Source organism: Aequorivita sp. IT1282 (assembly GCF_058068205.1).
Genome location: NZ_JBYRHR010000004.1, coordinates 48,578 through 61,217, shown reverse-complemented (window position 1 = coordinate 61,217; position 12,640 = coordinate 48,578). Strand labels below are relative to the sequence as shown.

Below are 12,640 nucleotides of genomic sequence, written 5' to 3'. Positions count from 1 at the left end.
TATACTCTATTGTCCAATTTGCTTCGCTGTAAAGCCTATTAATTCGCTATTCTGAAAATTTACATCCAATTCTATCGGGTTGCAACAAATTTCGCAGTCTTCAATATAAACTTGATGTCTTACGGAAGTATCTAGTAACATTGAGATTTCCTCCCAACAATGCGGACATTGAAATAAGTGTTCAAGCATATTTTACAAGAAAAAATTTATAAAAACATTCAAAAATTTAAGCTAATGATTCCACCGTTTCTTGAAGAATCTCCCAATCCTCCATCAGCTTTTTAAGCTTCTTTTTCTTTTCTTGATACTTATCAAAAAAGTGAGGTTTGGCAATGGTTTCTTCATAACGAACTAGCAATTCTGTGTCGATTGTTGCAATTTCTTTTTCCAAAGAAGAAATAGAAGATTCCACATTGCTCAATTTATTTTTAGCCGATTTAAGTTTTTTCTGAATCTCGTACTCCTCCCCTGCAGTTCGCTTTTCCTTTACTACTGAAACAACGGTCCGCTTTTCGGCTTCGCGAAGATTTTCAAGATTTCGTTGCTCGAGGAAGTAATTAATATCACCCAAATATTCTTTAATATGGTGATCTTTAAATTCGTAAACTTTATTAGTTAATCCTTGTAAAAAGTCACGATCGTGAGAAACCAAAAGCAATGTCCCCTCGAAGCTTTTTAACGCATCTTTTAAAACGTTTTTAGATTTTATATCCAAGTGATTCGTGGGTTCATCCATCACCAAAACATTTAAAGGTTGCAGCAATAGTTTTGCCAGTGCCAAACGGTTTCGTTCACCACCACTCAATACACGCACATATTTATCTACTTCATCGCCACGAAAAAGAAAAGAACCTAAAATGTCGCGAACGCGGCTTCGGTTTTTTTCATTAGCAGCATCAATCATTGTATCGAGCACGGTTTTAGTACCGTCTAAATGATCTGCTTGATTTTGTGCGAAGTAACCTATTTGTACGTTGTGGCCTAAAACGAGTTTACCGCCGTATTCTATTTCGCCGACAATAATTTTTGCCAAAGTAGATTTCCCTTGTCCGTTTTGACCTACGAAAGCTATTTTGCTATCGCGATCAACCAAAAGATCTACGCCATTCAATACTTTTTTATCACCGTAATTTTTTGAAATGTTTTCAGCCTCAATTACCACTTTTCCCGGCGTGATGGAAATCGGGAAACGTAAGGTCATTACACTATTGTCGTCTTCATCAACTTCAATACGGTCAATTTTATCAAGCTTTTTTATAAGCGACTGCGCCATAGTTGCTTTACTAGCCTTGGCGCGAAATTTATCAATTAGCTTTTCAGTTTGCTCAATCTGCTTTTGCTGATTCTTTTGCGAAGCCAATTGCTGCTCGCGCAATTCATTCCGAAGTACTAAATATTGGGTGTAGGGTTTATTGAAATCGTATATTTTTCCAAGAGAAATTTCTATGGTTCGATTCGTTACGTTGTCCAAAAACATTTTATCGTGAGACACAATTACCACAGCACCTGCGTAACCTTTTAAGAACTCTTCTAACCAAACTATAGATTCAATATCTAAGTGGTTGGTAGGCTCATCCAAAAGCAGAATATCGTTATTTTGAAGCAATAATTTCGCAAGCTCAATACGCATACGCCAACCTCCAGAAAAAGTTTCGGTAAGTTTTGAAAAATCTTCTCTTTGAAAACCTAAACCTTGTAAAATACGCTCCGTTTCACCTTGATAATTATAACCACCGTGAATTTCATACTGGTGCTGAACATCGTTTAAATCTACCATCAAGTCATGGTAGGTATCACTTTCATAATCTGTGCGTTCGGCAAGTTGGGTGTTTATTTCATCAAGCTTTTTCTCTAATTTTTTTATTTCGATAAAAGCTTCATAAGATTCTTCCAACACCGTTCGACCTATATCAAATTCTAAATCCTGTTTTAAGAACCCAATAGATATTTCTTTATCGGTCGCTATTTGTCCGCTATCATATTCCTGTTCTCCGGAAATAATTTTAAGTAAGGTAGATTTTCCGGCGCCATTTTTACCAACAAGACCCACGCGATCGCCTGCCTTTAGCTGAAAAGTTATTTTTTCGAATAAATAGTCCCCTTGAAAGGAAACCGAAAGATTGTGGATGTTGATCATTAGTATGTTATGAATGCAGTATTATAAATTAATGAATTGGGAATTACTGCTGAAATTTTTGCAAAGATGCTTATTTTTGTGGTGTTAAAAAAGTCTACAATGCATTTCCTTAAAGGTTCCAAACTCAATAGTATTTTTACAAGCACTTGCCCCGTATGTCAAGAGGGTGATATGTATTTAGAGGATAATCCTTATAAAATTTCTAAAATTATGGAAATGCATGAGCATTGTGAGCATTGTGGAAAAAAATTTAAGATAGAACCGTCATTCTTTTTTGGAGCAATGTATGTAAGTTATGGCGTTGGTGTCGCAATTTCTGTCGCCGCGTTCGTTATTTCATACTTCATTCTTGGGCTTGATAGAAATTATTCATTTTTAGCTATTATTATATCCTTGGCGGTATTATTTCCTCTTATCGTTCGAATATCACGAAATATTTGGATCAATCTTTTTGTGGATTACGACGAAACTAAAGTATAATCCAAGTAAGAGAAAATTATAACATTCTCTGAATATCCATTTCTTTAGGAAGCGCACTTTTATTTTCCAATGCATTTATTAGTATTTCTGCCAGCAAAGGTGCCATTAAAAATCCTCGCGAGCCCAAACCATTGAAAAAAACCAAATTTGGATTTTCAACCAAACTTCCCAATAAAGGCCTGTGGTCTTTAGTTGTAGGTCGAACGCCAGCCGTTTGCCCAACTACTTCAAAAGGACAGTTTATAAATGTTCTTAATTTCGAAAGAATTTCTTCCCTTGCCAGTTCGGTTGGATTAACACTATAATCATCGCGGCTATAAGTTGCGCCAACTTTGTATTGATCTTTGCCCGCCGGAATTACATACATAGGGCCCTTTAATAGCGCGTCCAATTGAAGCTTAGGAGCAGCTATAACTACGTATTCCCCTTTATTGCCAATAATTGTTTGCTTCGGAAAAAATGGGTTGTCTATTGCTTTTGCACCTTCAGCGAAAATGATTTTTTTAGCTGAAATGTTTTTGTAACAGATCTCATTTTCTTTTTGTTGCACCAAGTTATATTCGAAGGTTTCTGTAAGCAATAAATCTGCAGTCTGTAAATAAGCGCGGTAGCCAGAAAGCAATTGTACGGCATCAATTTGAGCGGTGCCTAAAACTTCACCAAAACCGTATGTTGCGTCTATTGCTGGATTCGTATTCTTTAAAAATTCCGAAGAAAGAAAGGGTTGCAAGTCCTTTTTATCGCTTGCCACCGACCAATTGTTTTGTTCCTCAACACTTTTAAAAATCCGTAGAACTGGGGTTTCAATAAATATATTCTGATTGAGTTTTTTTAATAGTTCATTATAAAAATCAATCGCTGTGGGATAAAAGGAAGCTGCATTCCAGGCCGCAGTAAAGCGTTTTAGAACCGTTGGATTAAAAACCCCACCAGATTTAGCCGTAGAACCTTCAGCGCCACCGTCAACCACTACAAAGCTCTTATTTTGCTTTTGAAGTTGCTCGCACAAACTAATTCCGGCAATTCCGAGCCCAACTACTATATAATCTACCTTTTTCATTGTCAATTTTAAATTTTTAAAAACCGCCTCTTCATCAATAAATACTATTTCAAATATTGGCGGAATTAAAAAACCCTTCAGTTTCCAAAAATGGAACTTGAAGGGCTTTCTTCAAATTATGAAATTATCAACAAATTAATAATTCCACAAATCTATTTCAATGTTACGTATTTGTTCTTTGATTCGCTCAGATTCCATTAACTGCATAAGTGCATTATCGTTTATGTAATCATTCACACCTCTATCGCCTTGAACATTGTCTTCTCTATAAATAACCGCATTAAAGCGTCTAGAGTTCAACAAGTGATCGTAAGATATTGGTTGCGAAGTATTTTTCCGGTTGAATGCCTTTGCTTCGTGTAAAACCTCACGAGCTCCTGGAAACCATACCCAAAAAAGTTCAACTTTAGACTCAAGCCCATCTCCGGGAAAAGCTTTAGAACGCGCTTCATTTGCAACCGGACAAAGACCAAGTAAACGATATTTCAGTTCACCTTGACGCTTGTCTAGATACCAATAGCCTCTAATATGCCAAGAATCAATATCTCCAGCATCTAATGAAAAACGACGCACATATTGATCATCCACAACACCTTCGGCGTTATACTGCTCAATACCTAAATCTGTAGTATCGCTATAAACCAAAGAGGCGTTTATGTCTTGCAACGTACGCTTTTCGGTAAAATATGAATCTGCATATACGCCATCTATTTTTCCGTTTTTGATGTTTTTCACCAAAACGTCGTAAAGTGAACGTCTATCTGAACCAATATTGTTGGTGTCTATAGGGTAATACAATGGGAAATTTACTCTTTCATCAAGATCAATTATCTCCCAAGTGGTTTTAGACCAAAGCACATCGCGCTCGTCCGTATACCCATAAGGTAACGGTTTATCATTGTCATAAGCAATTTGCGATTCGGTTTTCTTGCCTATATCCTCAGGGGTTTTGGCGTTTAAAATGTTTACTTGTGCGCTAGCACCAGCAGCCATTCCAAGACCAAAAACACATAAAACAACATTTTTCAAATTCATACCTATAGGGTTTTTATTCTAAAATTAGTTTGTCAATTCAATAATTACAGGAGAAATCTTTTTCAACATATAACCTGAATTTCCAGCTAGATTAGCACTTATGTCAAAAATTTGAACTGCATCTCCACGCTGTGCTCTTCTTAACGCTCCTTTAGCAGCAGCATCAAGTCTAGTTCCGTTAACCTTAACTGTAGGTTGTCCAGAAACTTTAAAGCTAAAGCCTGTTACGTTAATGTTTAATTCAAAATCAAAATCTTGCAATACTGCTGAAACTGTAGATATTTCAAGACCGCCACGTTCCATACGTACAATTCCAGTTTCTCCACGAATTGCACCAACTGGTGGTGGAATATCTTTAATGCGGAATTCCTGTTTTGAACCTACTGGTTTCCCATCAGGCAATGTTCCATTAGCCGAAATCATAACTGTTCTACCAGCTCCTGGACGCATTACATATTTACTTCCTGAAACTCTTGAAAGTCCAGCTGCCGAAGCGTTCACTTTATTATCTGGAATACCAGGAATAGAAACCGTCATTGGGTTATCTACACCACGATAAACTACGTTCATTTTGTCTGCAGCGATTACTGCTGAATTTGGTAATGAAATTGTAGCAAAGGAGCGGTTCACCGCTACTTCAGTTTCTTCACCGCCTTCACCATAATATAAAGTTCCCTCAATTTTGTGATCTCCAGGAGAACCTGCACTCACATTCAGTTTTACTTTACCACCTTCAAAAGTATAATCTGTATTTTCTACTAGTTTTCTGCCGTCTAAAGTCAATTCAGCTCTTTTTGGCTTAGTACTTTCATCAGTACGTCCTAACACAATAGCACCATCAAATTTTTCGCCTGAATAATATGCAGATTTTGAAGATTCCATTAACGTAGAGTAGTTGCTGAAAGATAAAGCTGCGGCTTGTTGTCCAGCAAGCATTCTTTGTAAAACTTCACTTTTGGTAGATTTAACATCCGCTTGAATCTGGGTAAGTTTGGTTAATGAAGCCACTAAAGGAAATCCTTCGTAGTTATAGTTTAACCAATTTACCTTTTTACCATCACGGTTAGTAACTTCTGCTGTTGAAAAATTAGTTTCAATAGATTTTATAATAGCATCGATACCGGCAACCTTTGCCAAAGCTGGATCTGATAATACCTTAATCATTTCTGTACGGTATTTATCCATATTTGCTAAAAATTCTTGTCCGCCTTCTTTATACTTTTCACCTGTAAAAAACAAGTTGTTAAAGTGATCTGGCTTATCCATTACCTCGTAATCTGTAGGGTCTTCAATTTTTTCCATTGAACCAGATTTAAGTGAAGCAAGATAAGTGTCTAGTTCATCAGAAATTTGTGAAATTTCTTTTGCTTTTGCCTCAACAGCTGCGTATTGTGCAGGCTCATCAATTACCTTCTGAGCCAATCCATCCATAAAGGCTTGGTTACGCTGAGATGTTGAAACGTTAGCAACTTCTATTTTTTCGTTTAATAATCCAAAAGCCGATAATACTTCTTTGGACATGTTCAATGCAAGCATCGCGATGAAAACCAAATACATTAGGTTAATCATCTTCTGCCTTGGGGATAGTTTTCCTCCTGCCATTTTTATTCTTTTTTAAAGATTAATAATTAAGGTGAAGACCTATCTTAGTTTTTATTACTCATTGCAGAAAGCATACCTCCATAAACACCGTTCAATGAAGAAAGGTTGGTAGCTAAGTGCTGCATTTGTTGTTTAAGCTGTTCAGCGTTTTCTGCCGCTCTTTCGTTGGCTTCAGTCTGACGGCTAGTAGATTCTATTTGAACTTTATACAAGCTGTTCAATGAATCCATTTGTGCAGCGGCAAGCGCCATCTCTTCGCTGTATTTTTTAGTAGAACTCATTGCTTCAGCAGTTGGAGCCATACCTTTAGCAGCACCTTCAAAAGAACGGATGCTTGTAGTAAGGCTGTCCATTAATTCAGAATCGATACGTGCGTCTTTAAGCATATCGTCTAGTTTTTTAGACAAAAGTCCTTGTGCATCTTCTGGATCTTTAACAGCTCCTTTTCTTAAGCCACCTGCTCCACCAGCAAGTTCAGGATAAACCAATGACCAATCCAAATCATCATCTACTGGTTCAAAAGCAGAGATTGCGAAAATAAGTGCTTCAGTAATAAGTCCGATTGCCAAAAGAATACCTCCGTTTAATGGACCAATTTCCCAGTGAAGGATTTTAAAAAGCGCTCCAATAATTACTATCGAAGCTCCAAGGCCATAGGCCATATTAAATAATTTCTTAGTTGATTTTGCTTGTGCCATAATGCTTAATTTTTAATTGAGAGTTTAAGTTAAGGTTGAATAAATTTAGTAAATAAAGGGTATTAACGTGCGTCACCAAAGTTTTGATTTAGCACAACGTCAGTTCCCATATAATCTTGTACAGTTCTAAAGCCAATATAACTTCTGGCAGAATCTGCGTATTCATAATCACGGGTACTAACTTGAAGAAAATAAGCTACATCCTTCCAAGACCCGCCACGCACAACTTTGCGCATATTCTCATCATCGTTTACGTTCGGGTTCATTGTAGAAGTATAATCATAAGATGCTGGATCATATGAAGAAGCTACCCATTCGGCAACATTTCCAGACATATTATAAAGATTGAAATCATTTGGCTCGTAAGATTTAGCTTCTACTGTGTATAAAGCTTGATCTGCTGCATAGTCACCACGTAGGGGTTTAAAATTCGCCATAAAACAACCACGGTCATTCTTGGCATAAGGACCACCCCAAGGATACGTTGCAGATTCTAGTCCACCACGAGCTGCATATTCCCACTCTGCTTCACCAGGAAGTCGGAATGAGTTTATGAAATTCTTCTTTTTAGATTTTTGGTAAGAGTTTTTGTATAATGTTCTCCAAGCTGTGAAAGCTTTTGCCTGTTTCCAGCTTACACCTACTACAGGATAGTCGCCATAAGCTTGATGCCAAAAGTAATCGTTGTGCATTGGCTCATTATACGAATAGTTGAAATCCTTGATCCAAACTGTTGTATCAGGGTATATATTCAATTCTTCTTTTTTGATGAAATCTTTTCTTCTTTTGCTTTTATCTCGTGCAGCACTCTGAATATCCATATAAGTATATTGGAATTTTAGTTTGCTAACATCAATAGTGCGTTGACCGTTATAAGCTTCTTCGGTTGGAATATACATAGTATCCATAACTTCAGAATAGTACTCATCTGGATATTCAGCTGTATCCCAGATTAAATCTACTCTATCGTTAAGTTTTCTACCAGCGTAGTAGTCTTCACCCATACCGAAGTAATTATCGTACATATATTGTTGGTACGGAGTCATTTCTTCGCTTTCTTGATCTACAAATGCAAATTCACCAATTCCGCCATCGCCAGGAGTAGCTCCCACCATGTCTGCTTGGATTGCAAGTCTTAATCTTACTGTTGAATCTCTTACCCAATTTACAAATTGACGGTACTCTGAATTTGTAATTTCGGTTTCATCCATATAGAATGAGCGTACAGTAACAGTTTTTGTTGGCGCATCATTCACGGCAACAAAATCGTCATCACTTTTACCCATAATGAAGGATCCACCAGGTATAAGAGTCATTCCGTAAGGTTTTTGTGGATACCATTTTTTACCTTTTACCCCAACCAGTTCGCCTCGGTCTCCAGAGTTACAACTGAATAAAAAGGCAACGATCGCAGTTAATGCAATAAACTTCTTCATAGGTATTTCGGTTAAATTTTGAGATTCAAGGGCGTAAACGTATCCATAAAAATCCAAAAAAACAATTTTTTTTTTGAAAATCCATCAATCCCTCTTTTTACTTGTTTACTTTAGATTATACTTCATTCTTGTAGCGGGCCTTTAACCACCTCTCAGGAATTTCCTGATTACACGCACCCAAATATTCGCCATAAGTGCAAGGTAATAACGTACGTCTTTTTAATTTATTATTAACATTTGAAAGAAAAGGCAAAACAATCCACCATCTTTCTGTTTTATTACTTTTTTTGAATTCTAAAACCTCATCTTCAATGGGCACTTTATAAGTGGTAAATAGGGTCTCGCTTTCAAAATCATCATCTTCAACCCTAAAATTATATCCTTCAACAAAATACCAAAGTATTTGCGCCACAAGCATTGCTCCGCTTCGGCTTTCAATGGAATTACTTAATTCGTAAACACCAAAAGATTTTACTTTATTACTGATACCGGCATATCGAGAAATGGCGCAAATTTCGCGTCCATCAAAGCCGTTAGGGCTGTCATTATTTTTATAACTTAATTCTGCACTTTTTATTGCTGTAACATCCAATGTAACCATATCAGCATCACGCATTATAGGTTCTACGGAAGTAATATCGGCGGTAATTTCACCCAAACGATAGGCTTCAAAGAAAAGCTTGTCCATCAAAGCTATTTCCTGCGGTGCATTAAAAAATGATTGATACCCTATTGCACTATAATTGAAAAGATTGTAAGGTTGGTCCACTACCATTTTACCAACATACGATTTGTTAGAAATTGGTAATTCGGCATTTCCGAGATCGAAACGGTTGTCTATGTTTACCACATTAACCATTGCGCCCAAACTGTCATAACCACGATATTGGGCATAGGCTAAATCTTGACCTCCACCGAGAATTATTGGCACTATATTTTTCTTCAAAAGGGCAGCTATAACTTCTTTTGCGGCAAAACGTGTGTCTTCCGCCGTAGCTCCTTTTTCAATATCGCCAAGGTCAATTATTTTGTAATTCCAGTTACCCGGGTAAAGCGAATAAAATGCTTTCCGGTACGGTTCAAAAGAAAGTTCTCCGCCAATATAATCTACATCGCTTCGGTTTTCCTTAATTCCGAGGAGCGCAAACTTCACGTCTTTTAAGTTAGGCAATTCTCCTATTTTGGCGTGGGCTTCAATTTGTTTTCCCAAGGTTCCGAGCGGTAGAATTTCCCGGTGAGCCATTACTTTTTTTGAAACTGGAGATAAAAACTCTATCATTATTTTTTCTTGGCTGTTGTTTTCTTCTTAGCTGCAGGTTTCTTGGTTGCGGTTTTCTTTTTGGCAGCTGTTTTCTTTTTCGGACTTTTCTTTTCTAATAAAGCCTGAGCTTCCTCTAAGGTTATTTTGTCGGCCTCGGTGCCTTTTGGCAACTCTACCTTCGTTTTTCCTTTAATCAGGTTAAAACGTCCCCAACGCGCTTTTTCAATGCGTATTTTCTCTTCTGGCCACTCATTGATTAACTTATCAATTTCTTTTTGCTTTTTATCTTCAATAAGCTGAACAATATCTTCATCAGAAAGATTATCGAAATCGTATTTCTTGTTCACATTAATGAACATGCTGTTCCATTTTAGGAATGGTCCAAAACGTCCCACACCTTTCTGAACTGGCAAATCCTCATACGTATAAATAGGTGCATCTGCCTTTTTCTTTTCTTCAATTAGCTCTTTTGCGAAAGCCATATCTACCTCCAAAGGATCCATTCCTTTCGGCAAAGAAATATAAGTTTTTCCTAAGCGAACATAAGGCCCAAAACGACCATTGTTTACCTCAACTTCTTCATTGTCATAAACGCCCAAAGTCTTTGGAAGTTTAAAAAGATCCATTACTTCTTCAAAAGTAACAAGGTGCAATTGCTGGTCTGGACGGAGGCTAGCAAATTTTTTCTCCTCATCATCCGGCGCACCAATTTGTGCCATTGGCCCGTATTTTCCAAGTCGTACTAAAACCGTTCTTCCGCTTACAGGGTCTTCACCCAAAATGCGTTCACCACTTTCGCGTTCTGCATTTTCTTCAACATGTTCTACTCGTGGATGGAATTCGGCATAAAAATTCTTCATCATTTTCGTCCACTCCTCTTTTCCTTCAGCAATGTCGTCAAAATCCTGCTCTACTTTTGCAGTAAAATTATAATCGAGAATATTTTCGAAGTGTGCCACCAAAAAGTCGTTCACAATCATTCCAATATCTGTTGGAACCAATTTTCCTTTATCAGAGCCAACGGTTTCCGTCAAGGTTTTATCCTTAACATTTTCATCTTGAAGTGTTAGTTGAAGATACTTTCGTTCCACACCTTCCACAGATCCTTTTTCAACATAATTTCTGCTGATGATTGTTGAAATAGTTGGCGCATAAGTTGACGGACGACCAATACCTAGCTCTTCCAATTGCTTTACCAACGATGCTTCCGTAAAACGATACGGCGGACGCGTAAAGCGCTCCGTAGCGTTAATGTAATTATTTTCTAGCGGGTCGCCATTTTTCATATTTGGCAACATTCCCTCTTGTTCTTCTTCTTCAAAATCAGTTCCTTCTAAATAAACTTTTAAGAAACCGTCAAATTTTATCATTTCACCATTTGCAGTGAAATTTTCTGAAACCTTTTCCTTTGAAAGTACGTCAATCTTCACATTAGTGCGCTCTAATTGCGCATCGCTCATTTGCGAAGCCACAGTTCTTTTCCAAATTAAATCGTACAAACGCGCTTGATCGTGATCGCCAGTAATAGTGTGCCGGCTCATATCTGTTGGCCGAATAGCCTCGTGAGCTTCTTGCGCTCCTTTGCTTTTCCCTTTGTAATCGCGGGGTTTGCTATATTCCTTTCCGTACGAATGAATAATTTCTTTTTGCGCAGCATCTTTAGCGTCGTTACTAAGGTTAACGCTATCGGTACGCATATAAGTTATAAGTCCAGCTTCATAAAGACGCTGAGCAATTGTCATTGTTTTTCCAACTGAAAAGTACAGCTTTCGTGCAGCTTCCTGTTGTATTGTTGAAGTGGTAAATGGCGCTGTCGGCGATTTGCTAGCAGGTTTTTTAGTTAAATCTGAAATTTTATACGAAGCTCCTAAATTCTTCCGAAGAAACTCGCGGGCTTCTTTTTCAGTTTCAAAATTCCTTGGAAGTTTCGCTTTAAACTTACTGCCATCAACGGTTGTAAATTCTGCATCAATTCTATAGGAACGAACGGGTGTAAACCCTTCTATTTCGCGTTCGCGCTCCACAATTAATCGCACTGCAACAGATTGTACGCGTCCTGCAGAAAGTCCGCCTTTCACCTTTTTCCAAAGAACCGGTGAAAGTTCGTATCCCACCAAACGGTCCAAAACGCGACGTGCTTGCTGCGCATTTACCAAATTATAATCTATTTGGCGCGGGTTTTCAATTGCTTTTAAAATTGCAGATTTTGTAATCTCGTGAAAAACAATACGCTTGGTTTTGCTTTTATCTAACTTTAATTCTTCTGCTAAATGCCACGCAATTGCTTCACCTTCTCGATCCTCATCACTCGCCAACCAAACCATTTCGGCTTTTTTGGAGAGTGCCTTTAACTCGGCTACCAACTTCTTCTTATCGCTGCTAACTATATATTTAGGTGTGAAATCTCCTGCTACATCTACGCCCAATTCCTTAGACGGTAAATCTGCAATGTGCCCAAAACTCGAGGAAACTTTAAAATCTTTCCCTAGAAATTTTTCTATTGTTTTTGCTTTTGCTGGGGACTCAACTATCACTAAATTCTTTGCCATATCCTTTTTTGTTATGTGTGCAAAAGTATGTGAATTTTTTAATACGAAATTTTTGTGATCAAAAAATAGTCAACTCTTAACATGGAAGAAGTGCGTAATTACGTTATTTTTAGTCGCTTCGGAAACTGAAAACTTTTTTTATGAAATCATTTCACCCCCATATTAAGGTGTTTATAGGAAGTTATATTTTACTTTTCTCCTTAATAATACTTCAAAATTACAATCCGTCAGATCCAGTAAAAATTATAGTTTGGGGCAATGAAGAGGAAGCTTTGGCTGAAATTCAAAAACTAGCTATTCCTCTAAAAGATTAATATTATCCAGAAAATTTCAGAAATAAATCTGCCACTTTGTCACCGTGACAAATTAATAGTATCTTTGC

At 37.4% G+C, this 12,640-nt stretch carries 11 protein-coding genes; 2 read left to right on the top strand and 9 right to left on the bottom strand.

Going from position 1 to position 12,640, the window contains the following annotated elements; translation table 11 throughout:
• Window positions 1-6: 6 nt before the first annotated feature.
• Together AC3RVG_RS09690 and AC3RVG_RS09685 are read right to left on the bottom strand one after the other, a co-directional pair.
• Window positions 7-189, bottom strand: a complete 183-nt coding sequence (locus AC3RVG_RS09690) for a CPXCG motif-containing cysteine-rich protein (RefSeq protein ID WP_489691265.1) — start codon at window positions 187-189, stop codon at window positions 7-9.
• Window positions 190-226: 37 nt separating this feature from the next.
• The gene (locus AC3RVG_RS09685) at window positions 227-2,137 is read right to left on the bottom strand and encodes an ABC-F family ATP-binding cassette domain-containing protein (protein ID WP_489691264.1); all 1,911 of its coding nucleotides are present in this window, start codon (window positions 2,135-2,137) and stop codon (window positions 227-229) included.
• Between the two features lie 99 nt (window positions 2,138-2,236).
• On the opposite strand from AC3RVG_RS09685, the gene AC3RVG_RS09680 reads away from it, so the two are divergent.
• Entirely contained in the window at window positions 2,237-2,617 is a 381-nt protein-coding gene (locus tag AC3RVG_RS09680; protein ID WP_489691263.1) for a DUF983 domain-containing protein, read from the top strand.
• A gap of 16 nt (window positions 2,618-2,633) precedes the next feature.
• Here the strand turns inward: AC3RVG_RS09680 and AC3RVG_RS09675 are convergent, their stop codons facing one another.
• The 7 genes from AC3RVG_RS09675 to topA all read right to left on the bottom strand — a co-directional run bounded on the left by AC3RVG_RS09675 (window position 2,634) and on the right by topA (window position 12,258).
• Window positions 2,634-3,677: an NAD(P)/FAD-dependent oxidoreductase gene (locus tag AC3RVG_RS09675; protein WP_489691262.1), complete on the bottom strand. Its 1,044-nt coding sequence runs from the start codon at window positions 3,675-3,677 to the stop codon at window positions 2,634-2,636.
• A 135-nt stretch (window positions 3,678-3,812) separates the two neighbouring features.
• Window positions 3,813-4,712 (bottom strand): type IX secretion system ring subunit PorN/GldN, encoded by a 900-nt coding sequence (gene porN / locus AC3RVG_RS09670; RefSeq protein ID WP_489691261.1) that lies wholly within the window; start codon window positions 4,710-4,712, stop codon window positions 3,813-3,815.
• Between the two features lie 24 nt (window positions 4,713-4,736).
• Window positions 4,737-6,314, bottom strand: a complete 1,578-nt coding sequence (gene porM, locus AC3RVG_RS09665; protein ID WP_489691260.1) for a type IX secretion system motor protein PorM/GldM — start codon at window positions 6,312-6,314, stop codon at window positions 4,737-4,739.
• Between the two features lie 44 nt (window positions 6,315-6,358).
• Window positions 6,359-7,012 carry a type IX secretion system motor protein PorL/GldL gene (gene porL / locus AC3RVG_RS09660; protein ID WP_489691259.1) on the bottom strand — a complete coding sequence of 218 codons (654 nt, stop codon included), beginning with the start codon at window positions 7,010-7,012 and terminating at the stop codon, window positions 6,359-6,361.
• 62 nt (window positions 7,013-7,074) lie between these two features.
• On the bottom strand, window positions 7,075-8,448 hold the full coding sequence (porK, locus tag AC3RVG_RS09655) for a T9SS ring complex lipoprotein PorK/GldK (protein WP_489691258.1): 1,374 nt from the start codon (window positions 8,446-8,448) through the stop codon (window positions 7,075-7,077).
• 115 nt (window positions 8,449-8,563) lie between these two features.
• On the bottom strand, window positions 8,564-9,727 hold the full coding sequence (locus tag AC3RVG_RS09650; RefSeq protein ID WP_489691257.1) for a formimidoylglutamase: 1,164 nt from the start codon (window positions 9,725-9,727) through the stop codon (window positions 8,564-8,566).
• Entirely contained in the window at window positions 9,727-12,258 is a 2,532-nt protein-coding gene (gene topA, locus AC3RVG_RS09645) for a type I DNA topoisomerase (RefSeq protein WP_489691256.1), read from the bottom strand. The genes AC3RVG_RS09650 and topA overlap by 1 nt, the downstream gene beginning before the upstream one ends.
• 140 nt (window positions 12,259-12,398) lie before the next feature.
• Here topA and AC3RVG_RS09640 point away from each other — a divergent pair, with 140 nt between their 5' ends.
• Complete coding sequence (locus AC3RVG_RS09640; RefSeq protein ID WP_489691255.1) at window positions 12,399-12,572, top strand: hypothetical protein; 174 nt, start codon at window positions 12,399-12,401, stop codon at window positions 12,570-12,572.
• Window positions 12,573-12,640 lie beyond the last annotated feature (68 nt).